Annotated in this window: 22 protein-coding genes; 16 read left to right on the plus strand and 6 right to left on the minus strand. The window is 69.4% G+C overall.

The window, feature by feature from the left end:
- The first annotated feature begins 234 nt into the window (after positions 1-234).
- From AC1AUD_RS01495 to AC1AUD_RS01560, 14 genes are all read left to right on the plus strand, one after another.
- Positions 235-723, plus strand: a complete 489-nt coding sequence (locus tag AC1AUD_RS01495; RefSeq protein ID WP_476571411.1) for a hypothetical protein — start codon at positions 235-237, stop codon at positions 721-723.
- A 56-nt stretch (positions 724-779) separates the two neighbouring features.
- Positions 780-1,331 carry a hypothetical protein gene (locus AC1AUD_RS01500; protein ID WP_042433157.1) on the plus strand — a complete coding sequence of 184 codons (552 nt, stop codon included), beginning with the start codon at positions 780-782 and terminating at the stop codon, positions 1,329-1,331.
- Complete coding sequence (locus AC1AUD_RS01505) at positions 1,328-3,145, plus strand: VirD4-like conjugal transfer protein, CD1115 family (protein WP_476571413.1); 1,818 nt, start codon at positions 1,328-1,330, stop codon at positions 3,143-3,145. Before AC1AUD_RS01500 ends, AC1AUD_RS01505 begins: the two co-directional genes overlap by 4 nt.
- Positions 3,146-3,229: 84 nt before the next feature.
- Entirely contained in the window at positions 3,230-3,445 is a 216-nt protein-coding gene (locus AC1AUD_RS01510) for a hypothetical protein (RefSeq protein WP_006234636.1), read from the plus strand.
- A 30-nt stretch (positions 3,446-3,475) separates the two neighbouring features.
- Positions 3,476-3,883, plus strand: a complete 408-nt coding sequence (locus AC1AUD_RS01515; protein ID WP_258770650.1) for a PrgI family protein — start codon at positions 3,476-3,478, stop codon at positions 3,881-3,883.
- A complete protein-coding gene (locus AC1AUD_RS01520; RefSeq protein ID WP_042433167.1) occupies positions 3,852-6,329 on the plus strand; it encodes a VirB4-like conjugal transfer ATPase, CD1110 family in 2,478 nt (825 codons plus the stop codon). The genes AC1AUD_RS01515 and AC1AUD_RS01520 overlap by 32 nt, the downstream gene beginning before the upstream one ends.
- A 2-nt stretch (positions 6,330-6,331) precedes the next feature.
- On the plus strand, positions 6,332-7,933 hold the full coding sequence (locus AC1AUD_RS01525) for a C40 family peptidase (protein ID WP_476571417.1): 1,602 nt from the start codon (positions 6,332-6,334) through the stop codon (positions 7,931-7,933).
- 9 nt (positions 7,934-7,942) lie between these two features.
- Entirely contained in the window at positions 7,943-8,662 is a 720-nt protein-coding gene (locus tag AC1AUD_RS01530; protein ID WP_476571419.1) for a hypothetical protein, read from the plus strand.
- Positions 8,663-8,664: 2 nt separating this feature from the next.
- The gene (locus AC1AUD_RS01535; RefSeq protein WP_238318253.1) at positions 8,665-9,666 is read left to right on the plus strand and encodes a VirB6/TrbL-like conjugal transfer protein, CD1112 family; all 1,002 of its coding nucleotides are present in this window, start codon (positions 8,665-8,667) and stop codon (positions 9,664-9,666) included.
- A gap of 109 nt (positions 9,667-9,775) precedes the next feature.
- A complete protein-coding gene (locus tag AC1AUD_RS01540) occupies positions 9,776-9,925 on the plus strand; it encodes a hypothetical protein (RefSeq protein WP_476571421.1) in 150 nt (49 codons plus the stop codon).
- 18 nt (positions 9,926-9,943) lie between these two features.
- Positions 9,944-10,234 carry a hypothetical protein gene (locus AC1AUD_RS01545; protein ID WP_476571423.1) on the plus strand — a complete coding sequence of 97 codons (291 nt, stop codon included), beginning with the start codon at positions 9,944-9,946 and terminating at the stop codon, positions 10,232-10,234.
- Between the two features lie 12 nt (positions 10,235-10,246).
- The gene (locus AC1AUD_RS01550; protein ID WP_042433180.1) at positions 10,247-12,988 is read left to right on the plus strand and encodes a VaFE repeat-containing surface-anchored protein; all 2,742 of its coding nucleotides are present in this window, start codon (positions 10,247-10,249) and stop codon (positions 12,986-12,988) included.
- A 72-nt stretch (positions 12,989-13,060) separates the two neighbouring features.
- Positions 13,061-13,792 carry a class B sortase gene (locus AC1AUD_RS01555; RefSeq protein ID WP_144744822.1) on the plus strand — a complete coding sequence of 244 codons (732 nt, stop codon included), beginning with the start codon at positions 13,061-13,063 and terminating at the stop codon, positions 13,790-13,792.
- A 246-nt stretch (positions 13,793-14,038) separates the two neighbouring features.
- Entirely contained in the window at positions 14,039-15,976 is a 1,938-nt protein-coding gene (locus tag AC1AUD_RS01560; protein ID WP_042433185.1) for a tellurite resistance TerB family protein, read from the plus strand.
- Between the two features lie 98 nt (positions 15,977-16,074).
- On the opposite strand, the gene AC1AUD_RS01565 is transcribed toward AC1AUD_RS01560, so the two are convergent.
- From AC1AUD_RS01565 to AC1AUD_RS01590, 6 genes are all read right to left on the minus strand, one after another.
- A complete protein-coding gene (locus AC1AUD_RS01565; RefSeq protein WP_042433188.1) occupies positions 16,075-16,629 on the minus strand; it encodes a hypothetical protein in 555 nt (184 codons plus the stop codon).
- Positions 16,626-17,897, minus strand: coding sequence for a relaxase/mobilization nuclease domain-containing protein (locus AC1AUD_RS01570; RefSeq protein WP_042433191.1), 1,272 nt, complete (start codon positions 17,895-17,897; stop codon positions 16,626-16,628). The genes AC1AUD_RS01565 and AC1AUD_RS01570 overlap by 4 nt, the downstream gene beginning before the upstream one ends.
- Positions 17,885-18,331: a CopG family transcriptional regulator gene (locus tag AC1AUD_RS01575; RefSeq protein WP_042433194.1), complete on the minus strand. Its 447-nt coding sequence runs from the start codon at positions 18,329-18,331 to the stop codon at positions 17,885-17,887. Before AC1AUD_RS01575 ends, AC1AUD_RS01570 begins: the two co-directional genes overlap by 13 nt.
- Positions 18,332-18,541: 210 nt before the next feature.
- Complete coding sequence (locus tag AC1AUD_RS01580) at positions 18,542-19,498, minus strand: ParB/RepB/Spo0J family partition protein (protein WP_042433197.1); 957 nt, start codon at positions 19,496-19,498, stop codon at positions 18,542-18,544.
- Positions 19,485-20,249: a ParA family protein gene (locus tag AC1AUD_RS01585; protein WP_042433200.1), complete on the minus strand. Its 765-nt coding sequence runs from the start codon at positions 20,247-20,249 to the stop codon at positions 19,485-19,487. The genes AC1AUD_RS01580 and AC1AUD_RS01585 overlap by 14 nt, the downstream gene beginning before the upstream one ends.
- 203 nt (positions 20,250-20,452) lie before the next feature.
- Positions 20,453-20,824, minus strand: a complete 372-nt coding sequence (locus tag AC1AUD_RS01590) for a YraN family protein (protein ID WP_015540326.1) — start codon at positions 20,822-20,824, stop codon at positions 20,453-20,455.
- Between the two features lie 545 nt (positions 20,825-21,369).
- Between AC1AUD_RS01590 and AC1AUD_RS01595 the strand changes: the two genes are divergently transcribed.
- Positions 21,370-21,639, plus strand: a complete 270-nt coding sequence (locus tag AC1AUD_RS01595) for a hypothetical protein (RefSeq protein WP_042433205.1) — start codon at positions 21,370-21,372, stop codon at positions 21,637-21,639.
- A gap of 177 nt (positions 21,640-21,816) precedes the next feature.
- Positions 21,817-22,029, plus strand: coding sequence for a YlcI/YnfO family protein (locus AC1AUD_RS01600; RefSeq protein ID WP_172596416.1), 213 nt, complete (start codon positions 21,817-21,819; stop codon positions 22,027-22,029).
- Positions 22,030-22,031: the final 2 nt, after the last annotated feature.

Here is a 22,031-nt window from a genome sequence, read left to right on the forward strand (position 1 = left end):
CCGTGGAGGCGCGGACGGCTCGACCCAGCTCGACCCATCGCGGGCGGCCCCGGTCGCCGCCGCAATCGAAATCGCTATACACGTCTTGGGCGGCGCCGACGCGCCAGCACGCACGCCTGCTCCGACTCGCACCGTGCCCCCATCGCGAGGACGCCGCCCGCCAAGCAACAAACGAAAGGCGGAGGGCCCATGGACGGCTTCGAGAGGATAACCGGCCGCGAGCACGACGGGCTCGTGGAGAAGTGCCAGGAGAACGGCTGGCTCAAGGTCGGCGGCTTCGACTGGCAGGACGACCCGTTCCTCGAGGAGTACCCCTACGAGTTCTCCCGCACGGAGAGCGTCGACAGGCTCCGCGAGGCGCTCGGCTCGGGCAACTGGGCCATACGCCAGGGGTTCTGCTACCGCGACCTCGCGTTCATCCAGCAGGTGAACGGCGGCGACGAGTGGTGGACGCTCAAGCGCGACGGCGACGCGTGGACCGGCTTCGAGAGCTGGAGCTTCGGCGCCATCGCCCAGGAGCCCGAGCGGTTCGAGCGCGCCATGCGCGACATGTGCGAGGCGACGCCGGAGCAGTGCCGCAGCGGCGAGTGGGCCCATCTGCACGAGAAGGCTCCCGAGCCGCTGGCGCAGCGCGCCGCGTCCGCCCGCGAGGCGAGCCGCGCGCACGCCGGGCAGGAAGCCCGCGCCCCAATGGCGCGCGAGAGGGCCGTCGGGGCCGAATAGGGACGACCGGGGCGCGAAGGCGCCCCTTTTCATCTCGACTGGAAGGGAGGCGCGGGATGGCGAGCGACTACGGGGACGAGGCGGGCGGCAAGCTGCTCGACTGGATGCTGAGGATCGGCCAGGAGGCCGGCGCCGAGGCAATGGCGCGCAGCGCGAGGGAGCTCTCCGAGCGCCTCGCGGGAATCCGCGGGACCATCGCCGGCGGGCGCGCCGAGGCCATCGCGGCCGACGGCGCGCCGACCTACGCGAAGCTCAGCCTCGAGGAGCTCTCGGGGCTTCCCGAGTACGCGACGATCAAGGAGGTCGTCTCCGACAAGCTGCGCGCCGCGTCGGTCGAGCACCACATCATCCCCGGCGGGGGCCGCGACTGGCTGCTCTTCAAGGTGGAGGACGCCCCCGAGGTCGACGAGGCCTTCCGACAGCTCGAGCAAGAGACGGGAAAGGCCGCCGAGCGCGCAAGGGAGAGGCTCTCCGAGATAGCCGAGAGGCGCCAGGCGCCCGAGCGGCTGGCCGAGCGCGCCGAGCGGGCGCGCGAGGCGTCGAGGGCCCACAGCCAGGGCATCGGCCGGGACCGCGGCCCGCGCCAGATCGAGGGGCCCGAGAGATGAGGTGGCAGGCGGCGGCCGCGCTGGCCGCGGCGGCGTTCGCCGCGGGGGACTTCGCGGCCGCGGCAATCGCGGCGTCGGGCGCGAACCCGATCCTCGACCCGGAGGCCGCCATGGCGGCGATCCCGGCAGCGCTCCGCGCGGGGCGCGTCTTCTCCGCGGAGGCGCTTCCCCTGTGCGCCGGGACCGCCTGCGCGTGCGGCGCGCTCATCGCCTGGGCCCGCTCACTGGGGACCAAGGGGGCCCGGCGCGACGGCGAGGAGCACGGTAGCTCCAGGTGGGCCACGCCTAAAGACATCGCGCCCTTCGGCGACGCCAAGGACCCCGACAACAACATCATCCTCACCGACAACGCGCGCATCCGCCTCGTGAGCCGCAGGTTCGACCTCTCCACCGACACCAACGACAACGTGCTCGTGGTTGGAGGACCCGGCACCGGCAAGACGCGCTACTACGTCAAGCCGAACCTCCTGCAGGCCAACGCCAGCTTCTTCGTGACCGACCCGAAGGGCACGCTCATCCGCGAGATGGGCGGCGCGCTGGCGGAGCTCGGCTACGAGATCCGCGCGTTCGACACCATCGACTTCACGCGCTCGATGCGCTTCAACCCCATAGCCTACATACGCGACGAGGCGGGCGTCATCCGCTTCGCCCGCGGCATCGTCGCCAACACCGAGGGCGAGGCCGACCACAAGGGCGACCCCTACTGGGAGAAGGCCGAGCGCCTGGTCTACACCGCGCTCACGGCCTACCTCGTCATGCACTGCGAGCCTGCCGACCGAAACCTCGACGGGCTGCTCACGCTGCTCTCGCTCGCCGACGCCCGCGACGACCCGGGCTACATGAGCCCGCTCGACATGGTGTTCCGCGAGCTGGAGACCGGCGAGCGCTACGTCAGGCGCGGCGGCGCCTCGGCGGAGGGCGGATCGCTGCGCGTCTTCGCCGAGGAGGACGGCGCGTGGGAGTGGGTCAAGGTCCGCGAGCCCGCGCCCCCCGACGACTTCGCGCTCGCGAGCTACCGCGAGTTCCGCGTGGCCGCCGGCGACACCATGAAGTCGATGCTCTCGAGCTGCAACGTCCGCCTGAAGCCGCTGTCCATCCGCGCCGTGCGCGACCTCACCTCCAAAGACGAGCTCGGCCTCGCCCACATGGGCGACGAGGGCGCCAAGGTCGCGCTCTTCGCGTCCATGAGCGACACCGACTCGACCTTCGACTTCCTGTTCGCCCTGCTCATGGACACAGCCGTGAGCGCGCTCTGCGCCGAGGCGCTCGAGGCGCACGGCGGCTCGCTGCCCACGACGGTGCACTTCGTCTTCGACGAGTTCGCCAACATCGGGCGCATACCCGACTTCGAGCGGACCATCGCCGTCACCCGCAGCCGGAACATCGCCGTCTCGATGATCGCCCAGTCTCTCTCGCAGCTGAAGGAGACCTACGGCGACAACAACGCCGAGACCATCGTGAACGCCTGCGACACGCTGCTCTACCTGGGCGGAAAGGCGAACGAGACCAACGAGGAGATCAGCAAGATGGCCGGCAAACAGACGGTGGCGAGCGAGACGCAGAGCGACTCGCGGGGCGCCGGCTGGACCCGGACCGTGAACCGCGGCATCTCCGAGCGCGACCTCATACAGCCCGCCGAGGTGGCGCGCATGCCGCGCGAGGACGCGCTCGTGCTCGTGAACGGGTGCATGCCGCTCATGGACCGGAAGTACCGGCTCGAGCGCCACCCGCGCTCGCGCCTGCTCGAGGAGGCCGCGCGCCGCGGCCCGTTCGACTTCGCGGAGTACCGCAGGCAGAAGGAAGGCAACTCGTGACGGGGCCGCGGCGGGCGCGGGCCTCCCCCGCCGCGGGGGAGGAACAGCAAGGAACATCGTCAACCGAAAGCAAAGGAGAGCAGCATGCTCGCAAACGTCATCAAGCTCGTGTCGGGCTGCGTGACCTTCCTCGGCGGCTTCCTGGTCGTGTGGGGAGCGGTCTCGCTCGGCCTGGCCATCAGGGAGCAGCAGGGCGGCCCGCAGATCGCGACCGCCATATCCACCATCGCCGGCGGCGCGATCATCATCGCCGCGTCGGTCTACTTCGGTCAGCTGGACACGTCCTGGCTGCCGGCATAGGGGGCGTCGCGGATGGCGCTCAGGATACCGGTGCAGAAGGACATCGGCGAGTACGAGGAGAAGATCGTCGGGAAGATGAGCCTGCGCACGCTCGCATGCGTGTCGCTCGGCTTCGGCAGCGCCGTCGGGGCGGCGGCATTCGTCCACCTGGGCCTGCACGCCGACGTCGCGGACGCGGCCTTCCCGATCATGCTCTGCAGCATGCCGTTCTGGCTCGCCGGGTTCTGGCGGCCCTTCGGCATGCGCGCCGAGGAGCTGCTGCCGCTTTTGGCGGCCCACGAGCTCTCGCCGCAGCTGCTCGCGTACGAGCCCTGCCTCGCCGGGAGCCTCCCCGAGGGCTCGCCGCGCCCGGGCCGCCCGGGACGTCGCGCGAGGCGCAGGGCAAGGAAGAAAGGAGCCGAGCTCTATGAGCCGAGCAAGAACCAACAAGGAGAATAGGCCGAAGCGCCCGAGCACCCTCGGGCTGCTCCTCGGCGGCACGGGCGGGCGCAAGGACGCCTCGAAGGGCGCGGAGGCCGAGCGGCAGAGGCGCCGCCGGGAGCGCGACCGCTCGAGCGAGATGGCCGCCTACGTCGGCTACGACGCCATGTACAGGGACGGCATCGCCCAGGTGATGCCGGGGATGTTCAGCCAGACGGTCGAGTTCTCCGACATCAGCTACCAGTCCGCGCGCAAGGAGGCGCGCGAGACGGCCTTCACCGTGATGAGCTCGCTGTTCAACTACTTCCCGGCGGACTCCCACGTGCAGCTCCAGGTCGTGAACGCGCCCATCCCCGCCGACGAGGTCGGCCGCAAGGTCTTCTTCGAGCCCGGGGAGCGCGCCACCTCCGGGCTCGCCGAAGAGTACAACCGGATCCTCAACGACAAGATGCGCGAGGGCGTCTCGAACCTCGTGCGCCACCGCTACCTGACCTACGCCGTGGGCGCCGACGACGTCGACGCCGCGGTGCCCAAGCTCGCGCGCATCCGGGGAGACGTGGAGCAGACGCTCGCGCGCATACGCTGCTCGTCGCGCGCCCTCGACGGCGCCGAGAGGCTCGAGCTTTTGCAGGGGCAGCTGCGCCCGGGGTCGCGCTTCGAGTTCTCCTGGGACAAATTGTCCCCGACGTCGGGCGCGCGCACGAAGGACTTCGTCATGCCCTCCACGCTCGACTTCAAGCCCGAGGGCAGGTCCGACTGCTTCCGCAGCGACGGGCGCTACGGCGCGGTGCTCGCGGTGCGCAGCTTCGGGTCGGTCATCGAGGAGACCTACCTCGCCTCCATCATCGACCTGCCGCTGCCGCTCAACGTGACGCTGCACGTGCAGCCCATCGCGCAGAGCGAGGCGCTCGCGCTCGTGAAGCGCCAGATCGACTGGATGGACAAGGAGATCATCGACGAGCAGATGAGCGCCGTGAAGAAGGGCTACGACTACCAGATCCTGCCGCCCGAGCTGCGCTTCTCGAAGGAGGAGGCCGAGGAGCTGCTCGACTTCCTGCGCAACAAGTCCGAGCGCCTGTTCGTCTACACAGGCCTCGTCTACACCTGGGCCGACAGCCTCGAGGAGCTCGACCGCCGCGTCCAGCAGGTGACGAGCGTCGCGCAGGGCTGCACGATCGGCCTCGAGCCGCTCCACTTCCGGCAGCGCCAGGCTCTCAACTCGGTGCTCCCGCTCGGTGACAACCACGTCACCGTGAGCCGCTACCTCACCACGGGGCAGGTGGCCATGCAGATGCCCTTCGCCAGCCAGAGCCTCGACGAGGCGGGCGGCGGCTACTACGGGCAGTCCAAGGAGAGCGGGAACCTGGTGCTGTGCGACCGCAAGCGCCTGGCGAGCCCCATGGGCTTCGTGTGCGGCAAGCCCGGCTCGGGCAAAAGCTTCTCGGTCAAGCGCGAGATAACCAACACCGTTCTCGCGCACCCCGAGGACGAGGTCGTGATCTTCGACCCGGCCGGCGAGTACGGCAACCTCGTCGGCGCGCTCGGCGGCGCGAACGTCGAGCTCGCCCCGGGATGCTCGGCGGTGCTCAACCCCCTCGACACCGCCGACGTCGCGGACCGCGCCGACGCCGCCAAGCTCGCGTACAAGACCGACGCGGTGCTCGCGCTCTCGAGCGCGCTCATGGCCGAGGGCCGCGAGGGCCTGCCTGAGCGCGACCGCTCGATCATCGCCCGCTGCGTCGGCGAGGCGTACCGGGAGTGCGCGAGGGACGGCCGCCTGCCCACGCTCGGCGACTTCCACGCGGCGCTGCTCGCTCAGCCCGAGCCCGAGGCCGCCGACATCGCGCTGCGCTACGAGCGCTACGTGAAGGGCGCGTTCTCCTTCTTCAACGGCCAGAGCAACGTGGCGCTCGACAACCGCATCACCAACATCGACATGCACGGCCTCGGCCAGAACATGCGCGTGTTCGGCATGATCACGGCGCTCGAGATGGTGCGCAACCGCGTGATGGTCACGCCGCCGCGCCCCAACTACACCTGGCTCTACATCGACGAGGTGCAGAGCCTCTTCGCGCACCCGACGGTGGTCGAGTACTTCGCCCGCCTGTGGCGCGAGGGGCGCAAGTTCGGCCTCATCTGCACCGGCATCAGCCAGAACACGAGCCACATGCTGGCCAACGCCGAGGCCCGCGACATGGTGCTCAACTCCGAGTTCTTCCTGCTGCACAAGCAGTCCACCGCCGACCTCGACGCATGGGCGGAGATGCTCCAGCTCTCCGCCACGGAGCGCGGCTACATCGGCGACGCCGTCAAGCCCGGCGAGGGGCTGCTCATCAGCGCCGGGATCCGCGTGCCCATCACCGACGACTTCCCGAAAGGCCCGCTCTACGACCTGTGGAACACCAAGCCCGCAGAGGTCGCCGAGCGCGAGATGCGCCGGGCGGCGCGAGAGGCGGAGGAATAGGAATGGCCGTCCCGAGCGAGGGCGGCGGGATGCTCGAGGTGGTCGGGGCGCGGCGCCGCGACGTGCTCACCGCGGGCGACGTCGCGGAGACCGAGCGCGACGCCCTGGGAAACGTCTCGGAGGGAGCCGGCCCGCTCGACGAGGCGGGAGGCCCCGCCGCAACGGCGAAGGGGCGCCCGTCCAGGCCCGACGCCCCGGAAGGCGGGCTCGGGGACAAATTGTCCCAACCCGCCGGCGACCGGCGCGCGGCGGCCGCGATGCGCTCGCGCGTCGAGGCGGCGAAGCTGGCGATCGCCCGGGAGGCCGTCTCCCAACTCGACGACTCGGAGGAGCTCGAGGGCGCCTCGGGCATGTACGACGCGGGGCGCGCGGCCAAGAAGGCCGCGGGAAGGCTGCGGCAGAGGAAGGCGAAGAAAGCAGCCCAAGGCAGCCGCAAGGCGGCGACCGCCCTCGGCGCCCCAAAGGGAGGCGCGCGCGGCCCCGAGGCAGCCGGCGCGACCGCCCCGGCCAAGCACCAGGCGGCCCAGGCGGCCGCGCAGGCGTCGGGCGAGGCGGCCCGCGCCGCGGGGTCGAAGGGCGCCGCCTCCGCGATCGCGGGCGCGGTCTCGGGCGCCGCGCCCGCCCTGCTCGGGGCGGTGGCCGGCATCGTGGCCTTCGTCGCCTGCGCGCTCGCCGTCGCGCAGCTGCTGAGCGCGCTGTTCGGCTTCTGGGACGACGCGGCCTCCAAGCGGGGCCTCGAGGGGCTGCCGCCCTACATCACCTACGAGATGGTCGAGGCGGCGCTCGAGTGCCAGGAGGAGTACGGGCACCCGGCGGGCTGCACCATAGCGCAGATCATCCAGGAGTCCGGCCAGGGCGACCGCATGAGCCAGCTCGCAGAACGCGACCACAACCTCTTCGGCATGAAGTGGTGGTCGGGCTACGCGGGCTGCCCCGAGGTGGCCGGCAAGGCGAACTGGGCCACCAGCGAGGAGTACGTGCCCGGCGAGCACACCCAGATCACGGCGAGCTTCATCCGCTTCACCGGCGACGCCGAGTGCATCCGCTTCCGCAGCAGGGTCTTCCTGCAGGCGGAGCGCTACTCGGGCAACGCCCTCATCCGCGAGGCGGTCGAGAGGCGCGACTCGGACAGGATGGCCGAGGGGCTCAAGGACGCCGGCTGGGCGACCGACTCGTCCTACGTCGAGTCCCTGAAGTCGATCATGGCGCAATGGGGCCTCTACAGGTTCGACTCCATGACGGTCGAGGACCTGAAGGACGCATCCGCGAGCGGGAACGCGATCGTCGAGGCGGCGTACAGCCAGCTCGGCGTGCCCTACGTGTGGGGAGGCTCGACCCCCGGCAAGGCGCTCGACTGCAGCGGACTCACGCAATACTGCTACGCGCAGGCGGGCATCCGCATAAGCCACTACACGGGTTCCCAGTACGAGGAGCTCAGGCGCATACCGCTCTCGGAGGCGAAGCCCGGCGACATCCTCTACCGCTCGGGCCACGTGGCCATCTACATCGGCGACGACAGGTACATACACGAGCCGCGAACGGGCGACGTGTGCCGCATAGCGAGCGGCATCGGCAGCTTCAGCTGCGCGCTCACCGCGAGATAGGAGAAACCAATGCAGGGAAAGTCAAGGGTCATGGCCGCCGTCGCGGCAAGCGCGCTCACCGTGGCGCTCGGCGCGGGCGCGGCGCGCTGCGCCATCGCCCCGCAGGAAGGCGCGCAGGATAGTCCACAGGAGCAAGAGCAGCCCGCGGCTGCAGGCGCCGACGCGGCAACCGGGAAGGCCACCTCGGGCGCCGAGGCGCTCTGGAACACCGCATGGACGGGCGCCGACGACCCGACAGCCACGCTGCGGATCGTCGAGGGCGCCATGGTGGAGAGCGCGGGCGGCACCGAGCGCGCCTGGTTCTTCTCGGCCGAGGAGCCCTCCGAGGCCGGCGGCGTGCTCAGCATACCCATCGAGGTCAAGGGAACCGGCGATAAGGCGGGAGGCCTGTCGCTCATCCAGGTCTCGGGCGACGGGGGCGCCCGCACCCTGGCATGCGACCTCCTGACGCAGGCCTACGTGCCCCAGAAGGCGCAAGTCGGAGCGTTCTCCGTGACCGGCACCGACGACCGCCTCTCCGAGGCGCTTGGCGCAGACGTCGCCGCCATCGAGGAAGCCGTCGCCAGGAAGGCGGCGGAGGTGTCCCCGCAGGCGACGGGAGCCACCTGGGACAAGGAGGTGTGGCTCGACTACGCCGGAAACGTCGCGTCGACGACCTTCACGCTCGACGACCCCGCCTCGACGGTGGTCACCGTGGTCTCGCGCGGCGGCTCGCTGGAGGCGATGTAGCCGTGCGGGCGCTTGAATCGCAACGCCGAAGGGCGTTCGCCATCTCCGCCGCGACGGCATTCGCCCTCTGCGCGCTCCTGCTCGTCCCCGCGCAGCCGGCATACGCCGACATAGCCGGGGACGTCAACGAGTGGCTGTGCGGCCTTCTGCGCGACTGCTGCAACTGGATGTTCAAGGCGCAAACGGGCGTGCTCGGGTCGATCGGCGCGAACGGGATCCTCTCGGCCGACTTCGCGCACATGCTCACGAGCTCGAGCGACCTGACCATGCACGACGTCGCCAGGGGCGTATGGCAGGCTGCCATCCTGCCGATCGGGTGCGGGGTGCTCGGCCTGGTCTTCACTCTGAAGCTCATCGAGATCTCCCAGCGCATGGACGGCAGCCAGAGCCTTCCCGGCGTCAAGGAGGTCGTTTTCCTCCTCGTGTTCTTCGCCGTGTTCCTGTTCCTCATACAGAACAGCTTCGACCTGATGGCGTCGATCTACGAGGTCTGCGGGCTCGCCATCGACCGAGTCGAGGCGCTCTTCGGCGCCGGAGGCGCGCTCGACCTGCCCGAGGTGTCCGTCGTCACCACCGATGACGACATCCCGTCGCTCATCGCCATGCTCGTCGTGAGCCTCATCAGCTGGGTCGTGGTGCTGGCGGCCTACGTCGTCGCCCTCGTGGTCTGCTGGGCCCGCGCGCTCCAGCTCTACATCATGGCCGCGTTCGCCCCGATCCCGCTGGCGTTCCTCGGCATGGACGCCACGCGCCAGATAGGCCTCGGCTACCTGAAGAGCTTCGGGGCGGTCTGCATCGCCGGCGTCATCATCCTCGTGCTGCTCATATCGTTCCCGCTCGTGCTCGGCGGGCTCACCGGGGCGAACCCCGGGACGGGCACCCCGGCCGACGCGGTCGCAAACGGGCTCACCTACGCGCTGCAGTACCTGGCCATGTGCGCGCTGCTCATCCTGGCCCTCGTGAAAAGCGGCTCCTGGGCGCGCGACATCGTGAGCGGCTTCTAGCGGAAAAGCGAGGAAGGGGGCGGTCGCCATGAGATAGGGGCGCCGCGCCGGGGCACGCGTCCCGGCGGATGAAGACAAGGACCGATTGAAAACGAAAAGGAGGAAAGACATGGAAGAGAGGAAGAACGTGTACCTCTCGCTGCACAAGAGCTTCGTGCGCGAGGGCATCGAGTACACCGACCGCGCGACCGGCGAGGCCAGGACCTTCAACTCGGCGACCCTTCCCAAGGGCACCGTCGTCGACGGCGTGGACGTGTGAGGCTACGAGTTCAGCCCCATGTTCGTTAACGAGAGCCGCTTCAAGGGGGCCGACTTCCGAGACATACCGCTGCTCGCGAACCGCGAGGTGTGGCTGAGGAAGACGGTGATGGGCCCGGACGGCCAGCCCGAGCTCGACGAGGGCGGCCGCGCGGTCAAGGACACCGTGAAGGTCATGCCGGCGCAGCTCAAGGAGGCCGTTGACGCAGGGCGCTCGCGCTACCTCGCGGAGCGCGCCGAGCACGCCCGCCAGGCGAGCCGCGCCGCCGAGCACGAGGCGCCCCGCGCACAGCGAAGCGTCGAGAGATAGGGAGGCGGAAAGATGAACGCAGCGAAAGACTGCACCCTGCAGGAAAAGCTCCTCCGATGCGCCATGGCGCTCATCCTGGCGGCGGGGGCGCTGCTCGCCTCCGTGGCGGCCTCGCCCGCCTACGCCGCGCCGAGCACGGTAGACGTGTCCATCGGCGGCAAGATCCCCTACGGCGGCTTCGCCACCACGTGGATGAGCGCCGACGGCAACATCGCCTACTGCGCCGAGCCCTCGTCCCCGACGCCCGCGCCGGGCTCCTACTCGACGAGCCCCGTGCCGAGCGGCGACGTGACAGCGGCGATCTGGTACTCGTTCGGCTCTCCCGGCTTCGACGCGTCGATGTTCCCGGGCAGCTGGTACGACGGCGGCGGCTGGGACGACGCGAAGTACGCCGCGGCGAGCCATGTGCTCATCGCCTACGCCTACTCTGGGTCCGAGTCGGCTGCCACGCACGGCACGAGCGCCGAGTTCGCCTCCTGGGCGAAATCCGAGCTGATCGGCGGGACCTTCGCCAAGATGAAGGCGGGCGCCGGCAAGGTATCCGCCGGGTTCGAGGCGTTCTGCGTCAGGACCGGCGGCGGCTCCCAGACGCTCGTGAGCTTCAGCTGGTCCACGGGCGGAGTCAAGGTCGCCAAAACGGACTCCGAGGCGGGCGCGGAGCCCCAGGGCGACGCCTCGCTCGACGGCGCGAGCTTCTCCGTCGTTAACGAGACCGGCCGCTACGTGCTGGTCGGCGGCAAGTACTACGCCGACGGCGAGGTATGCGCCACGATCAAGACCGCGCCCGAGGACGGGTCGCACGTCGCCGCGACCGGCGCCGACGCACTTCCCGCAGGCAATTACCGCATCGTCGAGTCCGGCGCGCCCGAGGGCTACGACGCCAGCGACGCCTCCGTCACGTTCACCGTGAAGGCCGACGAGGTGCGCGACCTCACGGGCGACCCCGTGACCGACGAGGTCTTCCGCGGCGGCGTGCAGGTGACCAAGTCCGACAAGGAGCTGCAGGCGTCCGAGGCGCTCGCGGGCAGCGGCCACAAGGAGGCGCCTGGCGAGCACCCCGGCCTCGACGGGATCGAGTTCACCGTCACGAACCGCTCGGCGCACAAGGTCCTCGTTGACGGCGAGTGGCGCGAGCCGGGCGAGGCCGTGGCCACGCTGACCACCGCATGGAACGACGAGGCCGGCGCCTACACCGCGCAGACCGCGGCCGACGCACTGCCGTACGGGACCTACGACGTGCGGGAGACGGCGACGAACGGGAGCTACCTGCTGACCGACGGCGAGCCCCGCACCTTCGAGGTCCGCGCCGCTGGCGAGATCGTGAGCGCCTCCGCGGACGGCGCCGCGCTCGAGTTCCGCGACCAGGTGGTGCGCAACGACCTCGAGCTCTCCAAGAAGAGCGAGGCCGACAACGCCGGCCTCATGGTCCCGTTCGCCATCGAGAACGCGGCCACCGGCGAGATTCACGTGCTGGTCACGGACCGCAACGGCGACGCGTCGACCGCGAGCAGCTGGAACAGGCACTCGAGGGACACCAACGCCAACGACGCCCTGCTCGGCCATGAGGGCCCGATCGAGCCCGCCGACATGGACCCGAAGGCCGGCATCTGGTTCTCGCTCGGCGAGGACGGCTCCTCGGCGCCGGTCGACGACTCGCTGGCGGCACTGCCGTACGGCGCCTACACCATGACCGAGCTGCGCTGCGAGGCCAACGAGGGCCTCGAGCTCATCACCAGGAGCTTCTGGATCGAGCGCGACTCGACGGTCGCGAAGGCCGTGTGGATGGGCCTCGACGACCAGGAGGGCCCGCGCATCTCCACCACGGCAAAGGACGGGGCGGATGGCGACAAGGACGTCTCGGCCGACGCCGAGGCCAAGGTCGTCGACGCGGTGGCCTACGAGGGGCTGAAGGCCGGCGAGGCGTACGAGCTCTCGGCAACCCTCGTCGACAAGGCGACCGGCGAGCCCGTGGCCGACGCCTCGGGCAAGCCCGTGGAGGCCAAGGCCCAGTTCGAGCCCGCGCTCTCGACCGGCAGCCATGACGTCGAGATCTCCTTCGACGCGAGCCTGCTCGGCGGCCGCGACCTGGTCGTGTTCGAGAGCCTTCGCAAGGACGGTGCCGAGGTGGCGTCGCATGCGGACCTCTCCGACGAGGGACAGACCGTCCACGTCGCCGTCGAGGTGGGCACCCAGGCGGCGGACGCCGCCGACGGCGACCAGGTAATCGAGGCCGGCAAGGCCAAGGTCGTCGACACGGTGGCCTACAAGGGCCTCGTCCCCGGCAAGACATACATCGCCGTGGGCACGCTCATGGACAAGGGCACCGGAGAGCCGTTCCTCGACAAGGACGGCAACGAGGTGACCGCGCGCACGCCCTTCGAGCCCGAGGCGCCCTCCGGCACCGTCGAGGTGACCTTCGAGTTCGACACCGAGGGCCTGGCCGAGGGAGACGAGCTCGTCGTCTTCGAGAAGGTCCTGGACTCCGCCGGCAACGTCGTCGCGACCCACGAGGACATCGACTCCGCCGAGCAGAGCGTCGTCGTGGACAACCCCGACACGCCCGAGGTCCCCGAGGAGCCCTACGCCAAGACCGGGGCCGACGCCCCCGACGGCACCGGCTACGCCGTGGCCGCGGGCATCGCTCTGGCAGCTGCGGCGGGCGCGGGCGGAGCGCTCGCGTACCGCAAGCGCAAGACGGCCGGCGCAAGCAAGGACGCGGCAGCCGAAGAGCCTGCCGAAGAGCCGGAAGAGTAGCGGCGCCGCATCGATACCGAGCCGGAGGCCCTGGGCGCCCGCCCGGGGCCTCCCCTGCGAACGGGGGAGGACATGAACAAAGGGAAAGCCGCCACGGCGCTCGCCGTCGCCGTGGCGTTGCTGGCGCTGGCGGCGCTCGCCGTCCTGCCGCAGCCCGAGAGGAACCCGTACGGGGTGCACGAGGTACCCGCAACGGAAGAGGACGCGACTATGGAGGTGAAAGAGACGGGAGGCGGAATCGACTGGGACGCCCTTCCCGCCTCCGTCGTCGCATGGGTGCGAGTGCCAGGCACGACCGTCGACTACCCGATCGTCCAGGGCCGGCAGGAATCGCCCGACTTCTACCTCACGCACGACGTCGGCGGCGAAAGATCCGCATGGGGCGCTCCCTACATCGACGCCGGGTGCGCGCAGGGCGCCGAGAGCCCGCTCGTCATCGTCTACGGGCACCACATGTCCGACGGCACCATGTTCGCGCCGCTCGCGCAGTACTCGTCGCGCGGTTTCGCCGAGGGGCACCGCACCATCCGGGTCTACACCCGCGAGAAGGAGATCGAGCTCGAGGTCTTCGCCGTGGACGTGGTCGACGCGAGCTCGGAGGGCAAGCGGACCGACTTCGCCGACGCGGCCGAGCTCGACGCCTACCTCGGGGACAAATTGTCCCGGTGCGAGGTCGTCCTGGAAGAGCCGTCGGACGTCGCGCAGGCCTGGGCCTTCGTGACGTGCAGTTACCAGACGAGCAACTCGCGCACCGTCGTCTACGCGAAGGAGGTGGAAGGATGGGATTCGCGCCCTTCGGAATAGGGCTCCTCATGGGGCTCCTCACGCTCACTGCCTACGCATGCTGCGCAGTCGGCGACGACGACCGGGACTAGTTGCCGAAAAACGAAATCGCAACTGAACCGAACGATCAAGCCCCTCGCTCCGTCGGACGAGGGGCTTGCACATGGTGGGATAATGAAGAGCACATGAGACGTGTCGTGCGTGCCGTGTTGCATCGGCTGCGCATGAGCGCCTTACACAAGGTTCGTTTACGTCAGGAGATACAGGATGGCGCTCAAATTCGATCTCGGGGAAGCCCTGTCCCAAGCTGCGCACGCCGCAGGAGAGGTGGCAAAAGGCGCATCGGCAACTGTCGAGTCCGCCGCCAAAGGCGTCGCGAATGCGGCCGAGGGCGCGGGGAACGCCATCGTCGATACGGCCGCCTCGGCATCCGAAGCCGTCGGAAGCGCCATGTGCTCGGCTGCGGAAGGCGTGTCGAGCGCCGGCGAGCAGATCGCGTCGTCCGATGCGGGCAAGGCGATCGCAGGGGCTGCGAACGCGGTAGGCGGAATCGCCGTCGGCGCCGCAATGGGTTTGGCCCAGGGGGCGTCGTCCCTTGCATCCGGCGCGGCGTCGACCGTCGAGGGCGGCATCAACGCCATCAAGGAGAACTCGTTCTCCGCGCGCCTCCGCAAGGCGCGCATCAAGGGGTTCCGTGACGGCATCAAGCAGGGGGCCTACCTTGCGGGCGAGAAACGTTACAACTTCATCTACGCCTACGTGGCGACGCTCTGCTTCCTGATGCGCTGCGACGGCGATTTCTCCCATGAGGAGCAGGAGTGGCTCGAGGACGGCCTCGACTACCTCAAGCTGGACGGCGGCCTTCCGGACGACGTGAAGGCGAAGGTGCAGGCAATCGCGGACAACGAGGGCTTGTCCTTCGACCAAGTCAAGGACTGCCTGGACAACGTGAGCATCGTGTCGCTGGGCTCCATCGCCGAGCAGCTGCAGGTCGCCGCGGCGGCGGACGGCGAGGTGACGGAGGAAGAGGAGCACGCTTGCAGGCTCTTCGCCGACTACATGGCCGCGAGGGCGGCATGCGTGGCGGTTGACGAGAACTGGGCCGAGCAGGCAGTCGAGAAATCCGTTCGCGAGTACGGCGAGAGCCTCGAGCGCATTGACCGTGAGTTCAAGGAGCGGACGAGGCTGCAGGACGCCGACGCGGCCTTCGTCGTCGCCGCGACCATGCTCCAGGTCGCCCGCGTGCTCGTCATCAACTCCCTGACGGAGGTCGAGCGGGCGGGAGCGGGCAACGCCAAGGAGGACGCCCTGCACAGCTTCCAGGGCCGCGTTTTCTCGGGCTTCGACGACGGGGCTCCGGCGGAATCGGGCCGCCTGTTCGCCTCCAAGAGCCACATCCTCTCCTCGCGAGGCGTGCCGTACGACGCGACACGTTACGAGGCTGAGAACCTCAAGATATTCAAGGGGGCGAACCACCGGTTCGCGACCCTCGGCCACGACCCGGTGCTCGGCCTCGTGTTCGGGACCTCGAACATCATGACGAACAGCATCACCTGCGTGAAGGACGCCAACGTCTTCGGGATCGGCGCGCGGATCCCCGCGACCTACTCGGTCTCCTACGACGCATTCGGGAAGAACCCGCTGATCGGGGCGCCCACCGGGACCGTGGAGATGCTGGTCGCGGCGGGAAGGCGCATCGTGAGCGAGCCGGATGCCGCCGCGGCGGCCCTGATCAAGCAGCTGGTCCACATCGGCACCGACCTCTACACGCCGTGCGGGATACAGATCCCGTTCGCCAACCTCGTCCTCGACAAGGCGCACACCGAGGCCCTCACCAAATACGTCAGCACCGGCGACATATTGAAAGTCGGCATGCAGGCGGGCATGACGGTGCTCATCAACTGGCTGATAGCGGCGCTCCACGGCTGCTCCCTGATATTCAAGGACGACGGGTCGGACTACTGCACCGAGATGTACCAGGCGCGCACCAAGAAGATCATCCTCATCTCCGACACCATCGCGACCTCGAGCAGCATCGTGCAGGCATCGATCACGAAGAACCCCAAGTGTCTCGATCTCGGAGGCGCGGCGGTGCTCGTCTACCGACTGTTCTCGGATGCTCGCTTCGTCGCCAAGCTCAAAGAGGAGTTCCTCCAATCGGAGCTTGACAAGATCTACGACGAGCGAGCCAAGGGGCTACTCTAGGCACCAGGTGCCTTCGTTCTCACATCACCCACTTGAACACGGCGCGGAACAGCCAGACGAAAAAGCCCAGCGTGACCTTAAGCGCCGCCATGAGGAACCTACCAAGCCTCTTCATCGACGTCACCCCAATCTTCCTTGACCTTGCGGGCGCCCTCGTCGGCGCCCTCTTCCTTCTCTTCCGCGAGCAGCCTCGCCAGCTCATCCGGCACGCCCGGGACCTCCGCCCTCCCCAGCGCGCGCTGAAGGTCCCTTATCTGCGACTTCAGCGGTTTTGAGGGAGGGCCCACGTGCTCGCGGTAGCAAGCGGAAATTGCAGCCGCGTCGCACAGGTACCCTCGCACCCGGGCGAACGCCTCGTCGCCGTCGAGCAGGACGCGGCGGGCGCGCCCGAGCTCTGCCTCCGAGGCCAGCATGAAGCGCCACCCGCGGGACCTCCGCGCGGCCGGGATGCCGTCCGCGGGCGCCTCGGCGCGCCAGTCGTCGCGCACCTGGTGCCAGTTCGCCGTGAGCCAGAGCCCCTTCTCGGGCTCCTCGCGCATCTCGAGCTCGAACTCCGTGAGCATGTTCGCGCCGGAGAACGGCGAGCCCTCCGTGAACGAGAGCGTGTCGAACAGCGTCGTCCTGCCGCCCTCGTACTCTATCCTCACCATCATCTCCGGCCCCTTTCCCTGCGATGCTCCTGCTGGGCCCGCTGGCGTTCGACGGCGAGGATGCGCTGTTGCTCGTCCTCGCGGCGCCCGTCGCGCGAGCTTCCTTCGGCAGCACCGCGCCCGCGATCGTCCCCGTAGCGGGTTTTGAGCGGCATGAGCTCGTTCATCGCCATGTAGTCGCGCGCCGCCTCGAGTCGACGGTAGCCCTCGCCGCCCGCCTGGCCGCGACGCTCGAGCGTCGCCATCCTGAGACCGAACTCCTCGATGGACTCGACGTCGAACTTCGCGCAGGTCTCGAGCGCCGAGGAGAGCCTGCTCAGCTCCGAGAGGTCGTTGAGCTCGAGGGCTCGCTCGGCGGCCTCGCGGATGCGCGCGGCGCTCGCGTCCGTGGGACGGTAGGCGCCCCCGCGCTCGAACCGCCGGCGGAGCATCTCCTTGCCGTAGACGAACCCCAGGCGCTCGCCGCTGACCTTCTTGGACGGCTCCTCGGCCAGGCTGAACACCCAGTCGTCCCGCCGCGCCTTGGCCGAGTTGTCGGCGACGTGCACGCCCAGGGCGTCGAGGACGCCGAGGAACTCCGCCTCGTCGCGCGCCGTGGTCTTGGCGAGCGCGACGCGGGCGCGGATGTCGCCGACCCACGAGTAGCCGCCCGAGCGCATGATCTCCTTCTCGGCCCGGCCCAGGTAGACGCTCCTGCGGCTCCTGGGCCCGCCCGCACCTGCCCGCCCGCGCGCCTTCGACGGCGATTCGGGAGCTCGGTCGTTGGAGAGCCCCGACAGCCCGCGCTCGCGCGCCATGTCCTGCAGGTCTCGGTTGAGGTCCTCGGGGTGCTGGGTCTGCATGCGGTAGCCGGTGCGGAGGTTGGCGTTATTCACGACGATGTGCGCGTGCGGTATGCCGCGGGCGTTGTCGTCGTGGTACACGATGGCGATCTCGTGGTCGCCGAAGTGCTTGAGAGCCCACGAGCACGCGAGCTCGCGCAGCGCCGCCAGGTCGATATCGTCGCCGGGGTCCGGCGAGAGCACGAAGTGCTTGAACGTCCGCGCGGGCTTTCCCCTCCAGGGGGCGTCCGTGCCGAAGGCGGCGCGCGTGGCGTCCATCTCGGCGTCCCAGGCGCAGGCCTCCTTGGCCTCGTTTCCCAGTGCGCCGGCATCGCGCTCGTCGTAGCTCAGGTTGAACAGGTCGCGCGCCAGGGCGCGGCCTCCCTTCTCGAGGTAGCGGCGGATGCCACCCGTCGAGCCGTGGCCGCTTATCGGCTTCAGGATCGGCATGGCGAGCCCTCCACGAGCGAGTCGGCACCGATGCGACCGAGCTCCGCCGCCATCTCGCGGGCCGCGCCGTTCACGTCGGCGAGCTCTCGCTCGATCGTCGGGATGCTCTCCGCGACGAGGTCCCGGTCGACGTGCCCGTGGCGGGCGTGGAAGTTGATGAGGTTCATCGCGTGCACTGCCTGGTTGTAGTGGTAGCCCCACTTCGTGAGCTCCCGAGACATCGACCAAAGGGCCCTGCGGTCCACGAGTATGCGGTGCTCGTCTCCAGCGTTGGCCTCCGTCGACAGCGGTATGCGAACGAGGTAGCGCAGGTACTCTGACTTGCTGAGGCCGGCGCGCTCGCACCGCTCGCAGAGCGCGTCGTAGTCGCCTCCCTCCATGCGGAACGTGACGCGGCGCTCCTTGCCTTTGGCGGCGCCGGCTTCCTCTTCCATGGCGGATTCCTTTCCTCGGGCCCGCCGCGCGGCGGGCGCGTCTCTCTAGGGGCGCGGGGGATCCCCCGCAGGCGGTGGCCCGGCCCGGGCGCCGCCTCTGGGACCGGGCCTCGCGAAAGCGGGCTCCCAAACGGCCCGCGGCATGACGGGTCCGAAGCCGCCCGGTCCCCAAGTGCTATGGACGCCCGACGCGATGTCGGACGCCATAGGCTACTTGCTGGATTTCGAACCTGAGGCCCTTCTGCGGCGCTTTCGGGCATCGCTGCCCGCATCCGCGTACGGGGCGGTCATGAGCGCCATCTCGCGCAGCAGCGAGAGGTCGGCCGCGCTCGGGCTCTCGGGCGGGCTCTCCAGGAAGTCGGCGACGAGCCTCGCGGCCTTCGCGATGCGCCCGTCGGGGCCGGCCTGCGTTTCGCTCTCGCTCCTCACGTAGTCGGAGAGCTCCCGCTTGGTGCGCCGCCAGGGCTCCATGGCGGCGTGCATCTCCGCCTGGCGCTCCTTCGGCATGCCCGCGAGCGAGCGCACCGCCTCGGCGCTGAGGTTGCCGCGGTCGGCCTCGGCGGCCCACTCGGGCGAGAGGTCCTCGGCGATGCGGCGGGCCAGCCTCTCCTCGCGCGCGATGGTCTTGCCGGAGACCTTGCGGCCCGTCTGCCGCTCGATGATGGCGGCCTTCACGTCGTCGACGCGCATGCCGGAAAGCGACGGGTCCTCGGAGCGCAGGCGCACGGCGTCGCCCCTGAGCGCCTCGGTCGCTGCGGCGCGCTCGGTCACGGTGAGCGCGCGGGTGAAGTAGTTCGCGGCGTGGAGCAGCGTCACCGCCCGCTCGTCGTCGATGCCCTCTATCACGCGGCAGGGCATCCTCTCGTAGGCGGGGTCGTCCTTGGCGAGCAGCGCGTAGGCGGCCTTGCGGCGGTGCCCGGAGACCATCTGCCACGAGCCGTCGCCGACCTTGCGCACCAGCGGCAGGTCGGTGAGGCCGTCCTCGCGTATGGACTCGGCGAGCTCGGCTATGCCGGCCGGGTCCATGGAGTACGCGGCGTTCGCCGGGTGGTCGGCGATGTCGGCCACCGCTATCTCGGACACCGGGTAGCGCCCGCGGGTGCGCGACGCGCCGTCGAGAAGCCCCGTGATGGTGAAGCCCGCGGCCACCTGGCTAGGCGAGCTCACGGGACACCTCGTCGGCGAGAGCCTCGTAGTCGCGCGCGGGGCGGCTCCCCGGCTCGAAGGCCGCCACCGGCTTCCACTGCCAGCTGCCCTCGCAGACCTTGCTGCTCGCGTGTATGACCGTCTCGAACTGCTCGCCCGGGAAGAACCCGTCGAGCACGGCCGCGCCCGTGGCCTCGGCGTTGGTCATGCGGCCGGGCACGCAGGTGCGCAGTATCTTCCATCTGGGCGTGGGCATGCGCAGGGCGTCTGAAATGGAGCGCGTCGCCTCCACGGTGAGCGCCGTGCCGCGCATCACGGTGGAGTCGAGCTTCACGGGGATGACGACCATGCCGCCCTCCGCTGCGGCGAGGTAGGCGTTGAAGGCAAGCCTGCGCATCACGGGGCTGCAGTCGATGAGGCAGACGTCGTAGGAGCCCGAGGCGTCGTCGAGGGCGAACTTGAGGCGCTGCTCGCGCAGGAGCATCTCGTTCTGGTCGACGAGGTCGATGGTCGAGGCCACCACGTCGAGGCCCTCCCCGGCGGCGTAGGCGACCTCCTCCACGGGCGCGCCGCCGTAGAGCAGCTCGACCGAGGTGCGCCGCTCGGAGGCGGCGCGGTCGTAGAGGCCGAAGAAGTCGGTGGCCGACGCCTGCGGGTCGAGGTCGACGAGCAGGGTCCGAAGGCCCCGGGCGGCGAAGATGGCCGCCAGGTTGACGGCGGTCGTCGTCTTGCCGACGCCTCCCTTGTAGTTGGAAATGGCTATCGTGCGCATGGGTCGCGTCCTCTCTAGCGTGGGGCGCGCCTCGCCGCATCCGGTCCGGCGCGCCCCGAGTCTCGGAGCGTCGGGACAAAACCGTACGAATTTGTCCGACAAGCGGAGTGTACCACGAAAACGTACGTATATGTACGTTTTCGTGGTACAGGGTCGGATTTCGGGGAAGTCCGGCCCCGGGAGCCCGGGGCCGGGCGCGCCGCCTAGGAGAGCGGCTCCATCTCGCCGAAGCAGTTGATGTGGTGGCGAAGGAGCGCTCGGTTCTCCTTGACGACCATCATCGCCACCTCGTCGAAGCGGACCGGGGTGTCTGCGTAGTCGTCGCTGTTCCCCGCGAGCCACGTCGCCGCCAGCGCCTCGCGCAGCCCGCGCGCCCTGTGGGCCTCGGGGAAGCCGTCCGTTCCGATCCGGACCGTGGCGTCGACGAAGACCAGGGTCCCGTCCTCGTCCACCGCCACGAGGTCGATCCCGCCGATGCCCTCGGGCCCCTGCCAGGCCTCGTCGACGATCTCGTAGCCCTTGCGCTCGAGGAAGGCCCTGACCGCGCCCATCGCCTTTTCCTTCATGTCGTTCATGCCTTGCTCCTTAGACTCTGAGGCCCGCCCCTGTGGCGTGCCTTGCGCCGCGTGAGTCGCATGCAGCGCGGGCGTGCCTGCAAGGGAGGAAGCGAAGTCGGGCGTGGTTATAGAAATCTCCCGACGTCAGTTTTTCGCGTTGTTCGCGCGCGCAGCGCATGGGGCGAAGAACCCGAAAAAGTGTCGCGGCCCTTGCGGGCCGCCTGCCGGCGTGCGACCCTGCGCGTCCAAGGAGCGCCGGGGCGAGTTTCGGGTCGGAGGGGCGGAGGCGTGCGGCATGGAATCGGGCGTGGGCGCCGAAACCCTCCGGGCATGGGATGCGGCCCGTCGGCGGTCCTGGGCTCCCGCGGGACTTGGCGACGACGTCGCGGCGGGGACGGAGGCGGGATCCCGAGTCGTGGTGCCGCGGTATGAGTCGGGACAGATGGCTTTCCCGCGCCGCTTGCGGTCGATATGTGCACGGGACCGTGGGCAGCGAGATGGTTCTCCGCATGGAACGGCTACGGTGCTGCGCGACACGTCTGTTGAGAGAAGGAGGCGAGCTGATGTTGAGCCACGAAGAGAAGTTGGAGCGCATCGAGCTCATCGATGCCGTGTGCGATGCCGGGAGACTGGCGAGGGGCCTGGACCAGCTGCTCGAGTCCCTGGCTCACGCCGACCAGCTGGACCCGCTCGACGTCGAGGGGATCCTGGTCCTGAGGTCTATAAGCGAGAGGTGTGCCGAGCGCATCGGCGACGCGGCGCGCATCCTGGAGGCTCAGAACGAGGTCCTCTATGCGGAGGAGCGGGCCAAAGTCAAACCGCGCGATAACTGAGGAACGAAACCCGGTCCGGAAACTGTTCCTTGATTCCGGCCGGATGATCTTCTCCGCCGCCCGGTGTCGCATTGTGTCCGAGCGGCTGATGTCCCCCTATTCCCAGTGCCGCGGCGTACCGCTGCGTTATAATTCAGAAAACGCATTTGTATTGCATTTCGAGGGATAGAGGCGCGAATGTCTAATGGCTATAAGGAGCTCATCAAGGGTAACCCCGGCGAGACCGAGATCAGGAGCTTCCTGGTAAACGGCGACCAGGTATCTGTGACCCTGCGCATCCCCGACACCCTGCGCGACGCGGCGAAGGAGGAGGCTGCCCTTCGCGGCATGAGCTTCTCCGCCTTTGTGCGCACTTGCATGATCGAAGAGCTCGCGAAGAAGGGACAATAGCC

It is taken from the genome of Bifidobacterium sp. LH_730 (assembly GCF_056355835.1).